The 14,509-nt window shown below is 37.0% G+C and carries 15 protein-coding genes; 6 read left to right on the plus strand and 9 right to left on the minus strand.

The annotated features are described in order from the left end of the window. Nucleotides 1-270: 270 nt before the first annotated feature. From BM084_RS15655 to BM084_RS15665, 3 genes are all read left to right on the plus strand, one after another. The gene (locus BM084_RS15655) at nucleotides 271-759 is read left to right on the plus strand and encodes a hypothetical protein (protein ID WP_093305956.1); all 489 of its coding nucleotides are present in this window, start codon (nucleotides 271-273) and stop codon (nucleotides 757-759) included. A 142-nt stretch (nucleotides 760-901) separates the two neighbouring features. Then, the gene (gene aroQ / locus BM084_RS15660) at nucleotides 902-1,324 is read left to right on the plus strand and encodes a type II 3-dehydroquinate dehydratase (protein ID WP_093305958.1); all 423 of its coding nucleotides are present in this window, start codon (nucleotides 902-904) and stop codon (nucleotides 1,322-1,324) included. Beyond that, nucleotides 1,321-2,049, plus strand: coding sequence for a Dph6-related ATP pyrophosphatase (locus BM084_RS15665; RefSeq protein ID WP_317040677.1), 729 nt, complete (start codon nucleotides 1,321-1,323; stop codon nucleotides 2,047-2,049). The genes aroQ and BM084_RS15665 overlap by 4 nt, the downstream gene beginning before the upstream one ends. Nucleotides 2,050-2,218: 169 nt before the next feature. Here the strand turns inward: BM084_RS15665 and lpdA are convergent, their stop codons facing one another. The 5 genes from lpdA to BM084_RS15690 form a co-directional block, all read right to left on the minus strand. After that, nucleotides 2,219-3,610: a dihydrolipoyl dehydrogenase gene (gene lpdA / locus BM084_RS15670; RefSeq protein WP_093305962.1), complete on the minus strand. Its 1,392-nt coding sequence runs from the start codon at nucleotides 3,608-3,610 to the stop codon at nucleotides 2,219-2,221. A gap of 225 nt (nucleotides 3,611-3,835) precedes the next feature. Further along, nucleotides 3,836-4,405 carry a DUF2977 domain-containing protein gene (locus BM084_RS15675; protein WP_093305965.1) on the minus strand — a complete coding sequence of 190 codons (570 nt, stop codon included), beginning with the start codon at nucleotides 4,403-4,405 and terminating at the stop codon, nucleotides 3,836-3,838. A 19-nt stretch (nucleotides 4,406-4,424) separates the two neighbouring features. Continuing rightward, complete coding sequence (msrB, locus tag BM084_RS15680; RefSeq protein WP_093305967.1) at nucleotides 4,425-4,817, minus strand: peptide-methionine (R)-S-oxide reductase MsrB; 393 nt, start codon at nucleotides 4,815-4,817, stop codon at nucleotides 4,425-4,427. An 8-nt stretch (nucleotides 4,818-4,825) separates the two neighbouring features. Beyond that, nucleotides 4,826-5,320 carry a peptide-methionine (R)-S-oxide reductase MsrB gene (gene msrB / locus BM084_RS15685; protein ID WP_093305969.1) on the minus strand — a complete coding sequence of 165 codons (495 nt, stop codon included), beginning with the start codon at nucleotides 5,318-5,320 and terminating at the stop codon, nucleotides 4,826-4,828. 87 nt (nucleotides 5,321-5,407) lie between these two features. After that, complete coding sequence (locus BM084_RS15690; RefSeq protein ID WP_093305971.1) at nucleotides 5,408-6,277, minus strand: alpha/beta fold hydrolase; 870 nt, start codon at nucleotides 6,275-6,277, stop codon at nucleotides 5,408-5,410. Nucleotides 6,278-6,459: 182 nt separating this feature from the next. Between BM084_RS15690 and BM084_RS15695 the strand changes: the two genes are divergently transcribed. After that, nucleotides 6,460-7,281, plus strand: coding sequence for a M48 family metallopeptidase (locus BM084_RS15695; protein WP_075327225.1), 822 nt, complete (start codon nucleotides 6,460-6,462; stop codon nucleotides 7,279-7,281). 82 nt (nucleotides 7,282-7,363) lie between these two features. Then, nucleotides 7,364-8,701, plus strand: a complete 1,338-nt coding sequence (locus BM084_RS15700; RefSeq protein ID WP_093305973.1) for an MFS transporter — start codon at nucleotides 7,364-7,366, stop codon at nucleotides 8,699-8,701. 35 nt (nucleotides 8,702-8,736) lie between these two features. Here the strand turns inward: BM084_RS15700 and BM084_RS15705 are convergent, their stop codons facing one another. The 4 genes from BM084_RS15705 to BM084_RS15720 all read right to left on the minus strand — a co-directional run bounded on the left by BM084_RS15705 (nucleotide 8,737) and on the right by BM084_RS15720 (nucleotide 11,794). Next, on the minus strand, nucleotides 8,737-9,471 hold the full coding sequence (locus tag BM084_RS15705) for a head GIN domain-containing protein (RefSeq protein WP_093305975.1): 735 nt from the start codon (nucleotides 9,469-9,471) through the stop codon (nucleotides 8,737-8,739). A 39-nt stretch (nucleotides 9,472-9,510) separates the two neighbouring features. Then, nucleotides 9,511-10,596: a hypothetical protein gene (locus tag BM084_RS15710; RefSeq protein WP_093305977.1), complete on the minus strand. Its 1,086-nt coding sequence runs from the start codon at nucleotides 10,594-10,596 to the stop codon at nucleotides 9,511-9,513. Then, nucleotides 10,580-11,146: a hypothetical protein gene (locus tag BM084_RS15715; RefSeq protein ID WP_093305980.1), complete on the minus strand. Its 567-nt coding sequence runs from the start codon at nucleotides 11,144-11,146 to the stop codon at nucleotides 10,580-10,582. The genes BM084_RS15710 and BM084_RS15715 overlap by 17 nt, the downstream gene beginning before the upstream one ends. Before the next feature lie 69 nt (nucleotides 11,147-11,215). Next, the gene (locus tag BM084_RS15720; RefSeq protein ID WP_245764395.1) at nucleotides 11,216-11,794 is read right to left on the minus strand and encodes an RNA polymerase sigma factor; all 579 of its coding nucleotides are present in this window, start codon (nucleotides 11,792-11,794) and stop codon (nucleotides 11,216-11,218) included. 215 nt (nucleotides 11,795-12,009) lie between these two features. Here BM084_RS15720 and lon point away from each other — a divergent pair, with 215 nt between their 5' ends. Further along, entirely contained in the window at nucleotides 12,010-14,460 is a 2,451-nt protein-coding gene (lon, locus tag BM084_RS15725) for an endopeptidase La (protein WP_093305985.1), read from the plus strand. The last annotated feature ends 49 nt before the right edge of the window (nucleotides 14,461-14,509 follow it).

Here is a 14,509-nt window from a genome sequence, read left to right on the forward strand (position 1 = left end):
GTATTGACGATTCTAACGGGATGATTTACAGGAACCAAATCATCATAACTGGGAGGTAAAAGACTTAACTGCGACTGGTTATAGGTCTTAAATACAACTTTAGCTTTCATTACATGAAAATAATAAAAACCTCAAAATAATCCAACAAGAAAGGCTACCTTTTCAGACAGCCTCCTTTGTTTTATACCTGAAATCCTGTAATTCACTACTATAGGTTCTAATAATTGTTAATTACAATACCTTTAGGTAAGTAACCAAAAATGTATAATTATGAAACGTCTGGTACTTATTATTTGTTTTGCTTTATTGGGAACCACTGCTATGCAGGCACAAAGCGGATTAAGAATAGGAGGAAATGTTGGCTTACCTGTTGGAGATATTGAAGAAGTCAGTAATTTTCAAGCCGGGGTAGATTTAGCTTATATGCTAGACGTCGCTGATATGTTATATCTAGGTCCTAAAATAGGATATACTCAATTCTTTATGGACGAAGATAATTTTGGCGGTTTTGAAGTAGATGATCCTGCTTTTCTACCTATTGCAGCATCAGGAAGAATTTCACTTGCAAGAGGTTTCTTTTTTGGAGCCGATTTGGGCTACGCAGTAGGTTTAAATGATGGCAACGACGGTGGTTTTTATTATAGGCCGCAAGTGGGCTATAATTTTGGAATTATAGGTCTGGTAGGATCTTATACCGGAATTAGTGTAGATGGCGGTAGCTTTGGCGCTATAAACCTGGGACTTGAATTTGGATTGTAACTGTAAGTAACCAACCAGAAATTACCCTTCTTAAAAATTGAATTTCCCTAAAAGGATCTTCTTTTTTTTCTGAAGGGTTTTTTATAGATCAACTATATCTTATTTTTTACCTTTACGAGTATAACCAGCTAACCGGTAAAAAATGAAAATAATGATTATAAACGGTCCCAACCTAAACCTTTTGGGAACCCGTGAGCCTGATACCTACGGAAATAAAAGTTTTGAAACCTACTTTTCTGAACTTCAGTTTAAATTTCAAAAAACCGAACTTTCATATTTTCAAAGTAATATAGAAGGGGAGCTCATCAACAAACTTCATGAAGCCGATAAGGAGTTTGACGGGATTGTTTTAAATGCAGCCGCTTACACACATACTTCGGTGGGATTGGGAGATGCAATTAAAGGCATACAAACTCCTGTTGTAGAAGTACATATTTCCAACACTCATTCGCGGGAAGAATTCAGGCATAAATCTTATATAGCTCCTAACGCTAAGGGGGTAATCCTTGGGTTTGGACTTTTGGGATATGATTTAGCAATTCAAAGTTTTTTAAATGAAATATGATGAAAAAAGCCTATCTAAATTGGAGTAGTGGTAAAGATGCTGCTTTGGCATTTTATAAGGTTAAGCAGGATGGCGAATATTCGGTGCAAAAATTAGTCACAACGGTAAATACTGAGTTTAACCGAATTTCTATGCACGGTGTACGACTCGAATTACTACAAAAACAGGCAGCATGTTTAGATTTACAGCTTCAACAAATAGAATTGAATGGTGAGGTTTCTATGGAAAATTATAATGAGATAATGACAATAGAAACGAACAACCTTTTAGATGAAGGATTTACCCATAGTATCTTTGGTGATATTTTTCTCGAAGACCTGAAGCGTTACCGTGAAAATCAATTAGAGGAAATAGGGGTGCAGGCAGTATTTCCGCTTTGGAAACAGGATACAAAAAAGCTTTTAGAAGAATTTATTGCAACCGGATTTAAAGCTATTGTAGTTTGCGTAAATACAAATAAACTCGACAAATCTTACTGCGGAAGAATTTTAGACCAAAGCTTTTTAAAAGATTTACCAAAAGACGTGGATCCATGTGGTGAAAACGGGGAATTTCACACTTTTGTTTTTGATGGACCAATCTTTAACGAACCAATTAAATTTAAAAAAGGGGAGATGGTGGAGAGATCTTATAAACCTGCTGAAGAATCAGATAATAATTGCTTTTCTAACGATCAAAAATCCTGGGATACCAGTTTTGTGTATTGTGATTTGTTGTTGGAATAGAAATCTAAACATTTTTACTTCTTCACGAAACTTTGGGATTGTTTCAGCTTCTAACATAATTAAATTTAAGCATATTAGATCCTGAAATAAATTCAGGATGACGTTAAAAACTAAAAATCCCCGAAACAATATTGCTTCGGGGATTTTAATTTTTAAAATTATATGCTTCTTAAATATGAATTACTTCATCGTAAGCAGCAGCCACAGCTTCCATCACCGCTTCACTCATTGTAGGGTGAGGGTGAACTGCTTTTAATACTTCGTGGCCTGTAGTTTCCAGTTTACGTCCCAGAACTGCTTCCGCGATCATATCGGTAACGCCGGCGCCAATCATATGGCAACCTAACCATTCACCGTATTTAGCATCAAAAATTACTTTTACGAACCCTTCAGATTTCCCTGCAGCTTTTGCTTTTCCTGAAGCAGAGAACGGGAATTTACCTACTTTAAGTTCGTAACCGGCTTCTTTGGCTTGCTTTTCAGTCATACCGACCGATGCAATTTCTGGCGTAGCATAAGTACATCCGGGAATGTTTCCGTAGTCTAATGGTTCTACATCCATTCCTTTTATCTTTTCTACACAAAGAATACCTTCTGCAGAAGCAACGTGAGCAAGGGCTGGCCCGTGAACTACATCACCAATGGCATAAATTCCGTCTACATTGGTTTTATAAAAATCGTCTACAACAATTTTATCTTTATCGGTCTTGATCTTAAGATCTTCAAGGCCTATGTTTTCAATATTGGTTTTAATTCCAACTGCAGAAAGTACGATATCAGCTTCCAGTGTTTCTTCGCCTTTTTTGGTTTTTACCTTAGCTTTTACTGTTTTGCCAGATGTATCTACACTTTCTACTGAAGAATTGGTCATTACCTTAATTCCCGCTTTTTTGAGACTACGCTCAAATTGCTTGGAGATTTCTTCGTCTTCTAAAGGAACTACATTTGGCAAAAATTCTACCACTGTAACATCTGTTCCCATAGCATTATAGAAATGAGCAAACTCAACCCCAATAGCGCCAGAACCAACAACAATCATAGATTTTGGTTGTTTTTCCAGGCTCATTGCCTCACGGTAACCAATTACTTTTTTACCGTCTTGCTTAAGGTTTGGTAATTCGCGAGAACGCGCACCGGTAGCTACAATAATATTATCGGCCTGGTATTCTTTGGTTTTATCGTCTTTATCTGTGACAGCGACTTTTTTACCGGATTTTAATTTTCCGAAGCCTTCAATTACGTCAATTTTATTTTTCTTCATTAGGAACTGAACTCCTTTGCTCATTCCTGCAGCCACGTCGCGGCTACGTTTAATGACTTTTGAAAAATCCTTATCGGCTTTTTCAAGGCTTAATCCGTAATCTTCGGCGTGTTTCAGGTAATCAAAAACCTCGGCACTCTTTAAAAGGGCTTTAGTTGGGATACATCCCCAGTTTAAACAAACACCTCCAAGGCTTTCTTTTTCTACAATTGCGGTTTTAAAACCTAGTTGTGAAGCTCTAATGGCGGTTACATAACCTCCCGGGCCACTACCTAAAACAATGATATCGTATTTACTCATATTCGGAATTTTTTATTAGGCTTAATAAATCAAATCTCGCTTAGCGAGTGAAGTTGCGAATTTAAGGAATAATCGCTTAAACTGAAAAGTTTTCGTAAGGAGTATACCAGCTATATTAAAGGTGAAGATTTTGAATTCTATTTATGTTGTATTTTATGAATACAAATAGACCTCCCAGGTTTTGAAACCTGGGAGGTCTAATAAAAACTTAATATAAATGAAGGCTTATTTAATTGCTTCAACTTTTTTTACATCACTTTCTTTTAAATCAAGTGCGTTCATAACGGCATCAATATTTGAACTGTCAAAATTCGCATTTTCATAAAAATTAGCCGGAATAATGGCGATCCTAAAAATCTGACCTTCAGTAAAATCATCACTTAGTGCAGCCAGGTCATAATTTCCGTCAATAAAAATTTCAGTATCTACAAAAGTATGGTTAAAAACATATTGTATAGTTCCATCTTCGGTAAAAAAATTCTGAGGTAACATGCTCCATTCATCTACATCGCTACCATCATCTAATTGACCTATAGCGTCCAGGCGATAAATTAAAACAACATCTGTTTCAAGAACTTCAACATCAGTGAAGTCGCTAAAAGCCAAAAGATCAGTAGTCCATAAATTAGCTCCCTCGTCATAAAAAAAGTTAGAATTTATTTCGAATATCGTTGCAGATGCGCCACCAAATCCATCTTCACCGGGAGGTCCTGGAGGTCCCTGCGGGCCCTGATCTCCTTCACAGGCGGAGAATAAAAATGTGGTCATAAATAAAATAGAAAATAATTTTTTCATAATAATAGGTGTTAGGTTGTTATTTATTAAAATTTATACTGGCCGAATTTACGCAATATCGTTGTCCGGTTTCAGTAGGTCCATCATCAAAGACGTGGCCAAGATGCCCGCCGCAGTTAGCACATAGAATTTCTGTTCTAATCATACCAAAGGTTTTATCCTGTACGTATTCTACTTTTCCTTCTATAGCTTTATCAAAACTGGGCCAACCGCAGCCGCTCTCAAACTTGGCTTCACTGTCAAAAAGTTTTTCGCCACAACCGGCGCAAAAATACTCACCATCTTCAAAATGCATATTGTATTTGCCGGTGTGTGGTGCTTCTGTTCCTTTTTTTCTCAATACCCGAAATTGCTCTTCAGAGAGTTGTTCTTTCCATTCGGTTTCGGGTTTTTCTATACTGTACTTTTTCATAATAAATCTTATTTTTCTTTTGGTTCAAAATCCATCGCAATCCCGTTTATGCAATGTCTTTTACCAGTGGTTTCTTTTGGTCCATCCTCAAAAACATGGCCTAAATGCCCACCACAACGGGCGCAGTGTACTTCGTTTCTTTGGTAGCCTAATTTAGAATCGGTTCCATAAGCAACTCCGCCTTCAATGGGGCGATCAAAACTTGGCCAGCCCGTACCGCTCATAAATTTATGTTCGGTTTTGTAAAGTTCGTTTCCGCAGGCAGCGCAAACAAAAGTCCCGGCTTCTTTTATATCATTTAAAGGACTGGAGAATGCTGGCTCTGTAGCCGCTTTTCGTAAAACCTTATATTCTGCATCGGTTAGTTCTGCTTTCCATTCTTTATCAGTTTTGGAAACTTCAAACTCTTCCTGTGCTTTTTGATTTTTCTCCTGTTCTTTTTGGGCATTGCCCTGGCAGCTCATCACAAAGACGGCGAGTAAAATTGGTATTATCTTTTTCATTGCTTTTTAATTTAAATAGCTACATATAAAAGGAAATAGCCATTTCTAAAAACCCTAGATGGGTTTTTTCCTTTAAAAGTACAAAGATTATACCGCGATGAACGTTGTGATTTTGTTAATTACTTTAGAGTCGCCCAATATACGTCTGTGTCCTAAGCCGTTTGTTATAAAGAGTTCGCTGTTTTCTAAAGCCTTGTGAATATCGTAAGCTGAAGATATTTCTACATCTACATCATCCTCATCGTGAACAACAAGAGTAGGTATATTTACCTCTTTAGCCGAGATTGCTCCTGAATAGCTGTCCATATCAATATCGAATTTTTTATCGAAATGAGCTTTCATTTTATCGGCAACCTTACGGTTCATCTTAAGGTTTCGCGCAAATTCACGGGTTATGTGGGTAATACTATTGGCTGTGCCTATTATTACCAGTTTTTTTGTGTTCAATCCATCTTTTACAGCTCTAAGCGTAGCCATACCCCCAAGCGAATGGCCAATCACAGCTTCAAATGGGCCATGTTTTTCATTTAAAAACTGAATGGAATCTATAAAATCCAGCATCATACTTTTCCTGCCAGGAGCTTTACCGTGGGCGGGAGCATCAAAGCTAATGGTACTAAAGCCTTCAGCTTTTAAGGTTTCAGCTATTTTGGCTAATTGGGTTCCACGGCCACTCCAGCCGTGCACCAATAAAATTTTCTTTTTGCTTTCCCCAAATTCATATACCACAATTTCACGCCCGGTTTTTGGAATTTCTGTCCGGTATTGTTTAGAAAGTTCATCCATGTTTTTTTCACGCTCTGGCAGCTTATATTTAAACGGAGTTAAAAAAAGTTGCCCAGCAAACCTGCTGGCTACAAAGGGTGATAGCTTAGAGAGTACGTTGCCGGTATATCTAATATAATTAGGTACAAGTAATCTTTGTACCGGGATTTGGTCTTTTTGCTGTTTGTTCATTTTTAATTTTAGGTAATTAAGTCGCAATTTACATATTTCTTAAATGCCCTATCCCGGAAGAAACGGCTATCTCCAGGATTATTCTCATTATGGTATCATTTTTGAAAACTGTTAAATGATGCTTAAAGCGATTAATAAGCATTCAAGGCTTTTGTAATTTTAACAAAACTAAACCAAAACATATGAAACTTAAAAAGACAATTAGTGTGATTGCTGTTTTACTGCTCGTGGTAGCATGTAAAACCAATCCATTTACCGGAGAAAAGAATTTAAATTTTGTCTCTAACGATCAGTTATTTCCTGCTTCTTTTCAGCAATACGATCAATTCTTGTCTGAAAATGAAGTTATAACTGGCACTGCCGAGTCACAAATGATTAAGCGAACAGGTAATAAAATTGAAACTGCCGCTGAGCGTTACCTAAATGCAAATGGGTACCAGGGATTTTTAGAAGATTTTAAATGGGAATATAATCTTGTAAAAGATGATGCAGTAAATGCGTTTGCAATGCCTGGTGGAAAAATAGTTTTCTTTACCGGAATTTTACCGGTAGCTGAAACCGAAACCGGCATAGCCGTTGTTATGGCTCACGAGATTGCCCACGCCCTTGCCGATCATGGAGCCCAAAGAATGAGTGCAGCACAATTGCAACAATTAGGAGCAGTTGCAGGCTCAGTTGCTGTTAGCGGTAGAAGCCAGGAAACTCAGCAAATTTTTGCACAGGCTTACGGTTTGGGAACACAGTTAGGAGTAATGTTACCTTTTAGCCGTAGCCACGAGACCGAAGCCGATAGAATTGGTTTAACTTTAATGGCAATAGCTGGATATGATCCTTACGAGGCTGCCGATTTGTGGAGAAGGATGGCTGCGCAAAGTGATGGACAGGCTCCACCAGAGTTTTTAAGTACTCACCCTGCTAATGAAACCAGGATAAACAACCTGCAAAAATGGGCACCTGAAGCTGAAGCCGAAGCTAAAAAATACGGTGTTACAAGTTTCCAATAAAACATAATGTATAAATTATCTGAAAAAGCTGTCTTTTAAGGCAGCTTTTTCTATTTTAGGGCTCCTTAAAGATTCTGAATAAATGAATACACTCCCCAAAGGGCATAAAAAATTACTACATGCCTGGGCTTTTTATGACTGGGCGAACTCCGTTTATAGTCTTGTAATTTCTTCAGCGATTTTTCCTATTTTTTATGGAGCACTAACCATTGTAAAAGATGAAGATGGTAGTATCCTGGACGATACTGTAGATTTCTTCGGAATAAGTTTTAACAACGATTCTTTAATAAGTTACGTTACCGCAGCTGCGTTTCTGGTGGTTTCTATTTTAAGTCCGTTTTTATCTGGAATTGCCGATTATGTGGGTAGTAAGAAGAATTTCTTAAAGTTTTTCTGCTATTTGGGAGCATTTAGCTGCATTGGTCTTTTTTGGTTTAGTCTGGAATTTCTCTGGTTTGGCTTATTGTGTTATTTTCTTGCGCTTATTGGTTTTTGGGCTAGTTTGGTTTTTTATAATTCCTATTTACCAGATATTGCTTTTCCAAATCAGCAGGATAAAGTTAGCGCGAAAGGATTTTCTTTGGGTTATATTGGTAGTGTGATTTTATTGGTAGTCTGCTTATTAATGATTCTTAATTATGAAACTTTTGGTTTTGAAAGTGAAGCTCTACCTACACGTTTGTCTTTTGTATTAACCGGAGTATGGTGGATTGGTTTTAGCCAATACACTTATGCCTATTTACCAAAAGGAAATAAAAAAGCTGCATTTACTAAAAATGTGCTTTTCAATGGATTTAGAGAACTTCGCGGAATATGGCTCACTCTAAAACATAATACTCAACTAAAGCGATATTTAGCCGCATTCTTTGTTTACAGTATGGCTGTACAAACTATAATGCTAGTAGCAACTTATTTTGGGATAGAAGAATTGGAGTGGGGGGAGCAAGATGCCACAACCGGCTTAATTATTAGTATCTTATTAATTCAACTGGTGGCTGTAATAGGCGCAACCTTAACTTCAAGACTAGCTATAAAATATGGAAATATTAAAATCCTCATTTTTATAAATTTAATCTGGATCGCTATCTGCGGTTATGCTTTTTTTATAGTTAGTCCGCAGCAATTTTATGTGGCGGCTGCTTCGGTAGGGTTGGTTATGGGAGGAATTCAGTCTTTATCCAGGTCTACTTATTCTAAGATGCTTCCAGAAAATGCTATAGATACCGCTAGTTATTTCAGCTTTTATGATGTTTCCGAAAAGATAGGGATTGTAATAGGAATGTTTCTGTACGGAATTGTAGCTCAAATCACCGGGAGTGTCAGAAATTCAATCTTATTTCTAGTGATATTTTTTATTGGAGGAGTAATTTTATTGCTACGGGTACCCATAAAAAATCCCGTCTCGAAAGACAGGATTTAATAATTTTTCTTTTTCAATTTTATTTCTTCTGAATATTAATTGGAAGAAATTGAACCCGAACCTGAAGTTTTGAAATCCTGGTTTTTAGGGTTTCCTTTGTATTTAATATCTCCCGAGCCCATTACTTTAGCTTTCAACTTTTTACTGGCGGAAATTTGAATGTCTCCCGAACCCATTACGGTTGCTTCTACATTTTCAGCTTTAAGATCATAGGCTTTAAAATCTCCAGATCCGGTAACTTTACAATTAAAGTCCCTGGCTTTTCCAGATAAAAGTATATCCCCAGATCCGGTTACCGCACCTTCCAGGTTTTCAACCGTCAGATCTAATTTTATATCGCCAGAACCGGTAAGTTTGGTGCTAAAGTTTCTGGCTGTAATTGTTGAAGAATTCCAAAGATCTCCAGATCCGGTTACTTCAACTGCAGCTAAGTCTTTAAAAGGAACAGTAACTTTAATACCATTACTTCTGGAAGGTTTCAAATTATAACCTTTTTCTACTGAAATTTTCAAAGTACCGCCATTCACTTCGGTAGTGATATATTCCTGCAGGTTGCTTTCGGCCTCTACGGTTAAATTGCCTTCACTGCCAGAAACCAGTTCCACATCCATAGAGCCTACCAGGGAAATTTCGTCATAATCACCGATACTTCTTTTTTCTGAAGTCATTTGGCCGTTTCCTTTTATGGTTTCGTTGCTACCCCACCATTGCGCCTGTACTGGAGATGATACGGTAAATAATACTGATAAAATTAAGATTAGTTTTTTCATGATTTAAGTTTAATGATTGATGAATTATTTTTAGTTTGTCTATTGTTTACTGAAAGTTACATTTCCATAACTAGTGTTTATAAAAATACTGTTACCTGAATTTTCTTCAAGGTGATATCCTTCAAAAAGCTTGCTGGTATTCTCATCGTGGCGTTTTCTAATTTGCATCTCCTCAAGCCCTTTTGCACTTCCATAAGATGATTTTACCGTAAAATTAAAGGGATGTTCTCTATCGTAACCCAGTTTTATACCGGCATAATCGGTGTTTATTTCTACTTTAGAAACTCCTTTTAAGATCTTTTCTATAGTTGCGGAACCATAATCGAGATTAAGGTCTAAAGATTCAAAAACACGACCAATTTTAGTACTTAAATAGTCTCCATTACCAACGATCCTTTTTGCTTTTTCAATATTTATACTTCCATAATCACAATTAAAATCGAGCTGGGCTACTTTTTTAATCCTGGAATCAGTATAATCGGCACTAATATTTAGTATTTCGGCTTCTTCAATTTCATACCCGCTATAATCGGCTTTTATCTCCGCATTTTTTACATAACCTATGTGGCTGTTTCGGGTGTAATCAAAATTAAGCTGGGTAGAATTTCCACGTAATTCGCCAATATCAATTTTTCCATAATCGCAGCTTATTTTTGCATTACCTAAGAGACGATCTATGTAAATTCCGCCGTAATCATTTTCTATATCTACGCTGTGTCTTTCAGGCGCTTTAATGGTATAATTAATTTCCATATTTACACTGCCAGAATTATTAAAAAGTGAACTCCACCAGGATCTGTCTTCTCTCGTAAAATGGGTTTTTGCACTCACTCCAGATGAAGATTGATTAAATTCTATATTGATCTCGTCCAGTTTCTTTTGTACTTTTTCCTCATCGTCGCCATTGGTTTTTATATTCACTTCTATCACCACTTTGTTCTGATTCCAGGTAGAGATATCTACATTCCCGTAGCTGTTGTCTATAGTGAGCAAATCAGTAGCACTCACATTATAAGTTTTTGTAACCTTTTTCTCTTTGGTATGTCTCCCGTTGAGATCGCCGTGGCAGTAGCTTAAAGCCGGGGCCAGCATCGTTACCATTAATATTTTAAATATAGTTTTCATCGCTTTGGTTTTTTAGGGTTTTAATATTTTCTATTTGCTCAAGTACTTCATTTAATAGATTTATTCTTTGCTGAAAATTGGAGATCATCGCATAGATAACCCGTTTGTCTTTCCCACTGTTTTGCAAGTCTTTTTTCAGTTTTTCGTACTCGGTTTCCAGTTTTTCAAGTTGTGTTAGCGCATCATTTACAATAGCTTCGGTTTCCGGGGTATTTTCAGCTTCCAGTGTTGCCAGTTCTGTTTTTATAAGCTGGGTATAAAATTGCTGGGTTTCTTTCATTTCTGGAGAAACACTTGCCAATTCTCCTGAATTTCTGCTGGCGTTTTCATTAAAAAAACCGGCAAAAACCATAAAAGCTATCGCAAGTATTGCAGCTACCGAAAGCATTGGCGCCCATATACTTCTTTTATGAGGACTGCTGCCAGAAGTGTTGGTTTTACCATTCTGTTCTTCCAGTTTTCTCAAAAACCTTGCTTTATGTCCCGAAGCAGGCTCTTTATTATCAAAATCCAGCTCTTTAAAAAGCTCGTTTATATTATCCTTTTTCATAATTTTATAAATTGAAATAATCCAGTAAGTTTCTCGCAGACTAATTATTTTCACCTGGTTTTTTTCAGCTTATGTGTCCGGCATCAGGCCGGTTTCATCTTTTAGCAATTTTTTTCTTAGGCTTTCTTTAGCTCTTGAGATTGTTGTTCGGGAATTGGCATAACTTAAATTTAGTATTTCACCAATCTCTTCGTAATCGTAACCTTCTATTAAGTGCAGCGTTAAAGCAACGCGGTAATTTTCTTTAAGTGAATTAAGTGTTTTTAAAACCTTATTTACTTTTTGGTTTTTTGAATCTTCTTCCAGGATAATTCCTTCACCTTCATCCATTTCGTTCTTGAGCTCATCATTATAGGCTACTTCGTTTAATTTCACCTTTTTATTGAAAGCATTAATACTTAGGTTTACCACGATTCTTTTTAACCAGGCGCCAAAAGTTGAAGTCCCCTGGAAGCTATCTATTTTAGAAAAAGCTTTTAAAAATGCTTCCTGCATAATGTCTTCAGCCTCAGCTGTATCGTTTACAATACGCAGGGAAGTATTATACAAGGCCTTATAATAGCGCTCGTAAACTTCCATTTGTGCCCGCTGGTCATTTTTCCGGCAACGCGCAACAAGATCATTGATATGTGTGATGGTTGGTGTCAATTAAAACTATCTTGTTTCTGTACTAAAGATAGCTTTGAATTTGATTTGTTACACTTTTCAGAAAAAAAATCTGGAAAAGATGGTGGCACAGGAATTGACTACTTCTAGTAGAAATTGCACGAAAAGTCGCTTAGTTTACTGAGCATAAGGCTTTGCAGAAAAAGAAAAGATTAAGAACCACAAGCTGTTAGTGACAGTTTGACTTAAAATAAATTATGGCTAAAACGAAATTGACGAGTTTTGACAGTTTGTCATTGCAAGATATAGATCAGGATGCAGATTTAATTCCCTTAATGACGCCAGAGGATGAGGAAGAAATAAACAGGGAAGAATTGCCCGATACTTTACCAATACTACCGTTAAGAAATACAGTGTTGTTTCCTGGGGTAGTAATTCCAATTACTGCCGGAAGGGATACTTCTATTAAATTGATTAATGAAGCAAATAACGATTCTAAAATTATTGGGGTTGTTGCTCAAAAAGATGAAGAAGTTGAAAATCCTTCTGCTAAGGATATTTACAATACCGGTGTTGTTGCACGTATTCTGCGGGTTTTAAAAATGCCCGATGGAAATACTACGGTAATTATCCAGGGTAAAAAGCGTTTTGAAATTGATGAAATTGTAAAGGAGGAACCTTACCTAACTGCAAAAATCAAGGAAGTTCCTGAAGCAAGACCAGAATTGGATAACAAAGAATTTCCCGCAATTATAGATTCTATTAAAGAATTGGCACTTCAAATTATAAAAGGAAGTCCAAATATTCCAAGTGAAGCTTCTTTTGCTATTAAGAATATAGAAAGCTCTTCATTCTTAATCAATTTTGTTTCTTCCAATATGAACCTTGCGGTAGAAGACAAGCAAAAATTACTGGAAACAAACGATCTTAAAGATCGTGCCCTGGCTACTTTGCGCCATATGAATATGGAGTTTCAGAAATTGGAACTTAAAAATGATATTCAGAGCAAGGTGCAGAGTGATATGAGCCAGCAGCAGCGTGAATATTTTCTTCATCAGCAAATGAAAACCATCCAGGAAGAATTGGGAGGCGTTTCCCATGAAGATGAAATTGAAGAAATGAAACTCCGCGCCAAAAAGAAAAAGTGGGGCGAAAAGGTTCAAAAACATTTTGATAAGGAAATTTCTAAAATGCAGCGGATGAATCCGCAGGTTGCAGAATATTCCATTCAACGAAATTACCTGGATTTATTTCTTGATCTCCCGTGGAATGAATTTAGTAAGGATAAATTCGATTTAAAAAGAGCGAAGAAAATTTTAGATCGTGACCACTATGGTCTAGACGATGTAAAACGCCGAATTATAGAATATCTGGCGGTATTGAAACTTCGTAACGATATGAAGTCGCCCATCCTTTGTCTTTACGGACCTCCCGGAGTTGGTAAGACTTCGCTGGGTAAATCTATGGCCGAGGCATTGGGTAGAGAATACGTGAGAGTTTCTCTTGGTGGATTACGTGATGAAGCAGAAATACGCGGGCACAGAAAAACTTATATCGGGGCTATGCCTGGTAGAATAATCCAGTCGCTAAAAAAAGCGGGTACAAGTAACCCTGTTTTTGTTTTAGATGAAATTGACAAATTGAGTATGGGACACGCCGGTGACCCATCTTCAGCATTATTGGAAGTTTTGGATCCCGAACAAAATAGCGAGTTCCACGATAACTTCCTGGAAATGGGCTTTGACCTTTCTAAAGTAATGTTTGTGGCCACCGCAAATACTTTAAGTACCATTCAACCGGCACTTAGAGACCGTATGGAAATCATAAATGTTACCGGTTATACCATTGAGGAAAAGGTAGAAATCGCCAAGCAACATTTGCTTCCGAAGCAATTAAAAGAACACGGATTAACCAAAGAGCATATAAAAATTGCTAAACCGCAATTAGAAAAAATTGTGGAAGGTTATACAAGAGAATCCGGAGTTCGTGGATTGGAAAAACAAATTGCTAAAATGGTTCGTCACGCAGCCAAGAATATTGCGATGGAGGAGGAGTACAATGTGAAAGTTACCAACGAAGATGTTATAGAAGTTCTAGGTAGTCCAAGATTGGAGCGTGATAAATATGAAAATAATGAAGTTGCCGGTGTTGTAACAGGATTGGCCTGGACGCAAGTTGGTGGCGATATCTTATTTATTGAATCTATTCTTTCTAAAGGAAAAGGTAATCTAAATATTACCGGAAACCTTGGAAAAGTGATGAAAGAATCGGCTACCATTGCGATGGAGTATATGAAATCTAATGCCGAAGAACTTGGTTTAGATCCTACTATATTTGAAAAGTACAATGTACATATTCACGTACCTGAAGGTGCTACGCCAAAAGATGGGCCGAGTGCAGGGATAACGATGCTTACTTCTTTGGTTTCCCTGTTTACTCAGCGAAAAGTGAAGAAAAGTATTGCGATGACTGGAGAAATTACCCTAAGAGGGAAAGTACTTCCGGTTGGAGGGATTAAGGAAAAAATCCTTGCTGCCAAACGTGCCCGTATCAAAGAGATTATTCTTTGTAAAGAGAATGAACGTGATATAAAAGAGATAAAAGCAGATTATCTAAAAGGACTTACTTTTCATTATGTAAATGAAATGAGCGAAGTTATAAATCTCGCCATTACAGATGAAAAAGTAAAAAACGCTAAAACGCTTTAATTTTAAAAGCTGTTTGGGACATCCGGTTTCGTCAACCTGAACTGGTTTC

Origin of the sequence: Salegentibacter agarivorans (assembly GCF_900113135.1) — a bacterium.
Classification (GTDB): Bacteria; Bacteroidota; Bacteroidia; order Flavobacteriales; family Flavobacteriaceae; genus Salegentibacter; species Salegentibacter agarivorans.

Excerpts from the sequence above, each read along its gene's own strand:
- BM084_RS15655 (WP_093305956.1), top strand. The coding sequence starts at position 271 with ATGAAACGTCTGGTACTTATTATTTGTTTTGCTTTATTGGGAACCACT.
- aroQ (WP_093305958.1), top strand. The coding sequence starts at position 902 with ATGAAAATAATGATTATAAACGGTCCCAACCTAAACCTTTTGGGAACC.
- BM084_RS15665 (WP_317040677.1), top strand. The coding sequence starts at position 1,321 with ATGATGAAAAAAGCCTATCTAAATTGGAGTAGTGGTAAAGATGCTGCT.
- lpdA (WP_093305962.1), bottom strand. The coding sequence starts at position 3,610 with ATGAGTAAATACGATATCATTGTTTTAGGTAGTGGCCCGGGAGGTTAT.
- BM084_RS15675 (WP_093305965.1), bottom strand. The coding sequence starts at position 4,405 with ATGAAAAAATTATTTTCTATTTTATTTATGACCACATTTTTATTCTCC.
- msrB (WP_093305967.1), bottom strand. The coding sequence starts at position 4,817 with ATGAAAAAGTACAGTATAGAAAAACCCGAAACCGAATGGAAAGAACAA.
- msrB (WP_093305969.1), bottom strand. The coding sequence starts at position 5,320 with ATGAAAAAGATAATACCAATTTTACTCGCCGTCTTTGTGATGAGCTGC.
- BM084_RS15690 (WP_093305971.1), bottom strand. The coding sequence starts at position 6,277 with ATGAACAAACAGCAAAAAGACCAAATCCCGGTACAAAGATTACTTGTA.
- BM084_RS15695 (WP_075327225.1), top strand. The coding sequence starts at position 6,460 with ATGAAACTTAAAAAGACAATTAGTGTGATTGCTGTTTTACTGCTCGTG.
- BM084_RS15700 (WP_093305973.1), top strand. The coding sequence starts at position 7,364 with ATGAATACACTCCCCAAAGGGCATAAAAAATTACTACATGCCTGGGCT.
- BM084_RS15705 (WP_093305975.1), bottom strand. The coding sequence starts at position 9,471 with ATGAAAAAACTAATCTTAATTTTATCAGTATTATTTACCGTATCATCT.
- BM084_RS15710 (WP_093305977.1), bottom strand. The coding sequence starts at position 10,596 with ATGAAAACTATATTTAAAATATTAATGGTAACGATGCTGGCCCCGGCT.
- BM084_RS15715 (WP_093305980.1), bottom strand. The coding sequence starts at position 11,146 with ATGAAAAAGGATAATATAAACGAGCTTTTTAAAGAGCTGGATTTTGAT.
- lon (WP_093305985.1), top strand. The coding sequence starts at position 12,010 with ATGGCTAAAACGAAATTGACGAGTTTTGACAGTTTGTCATTGCAAGAT.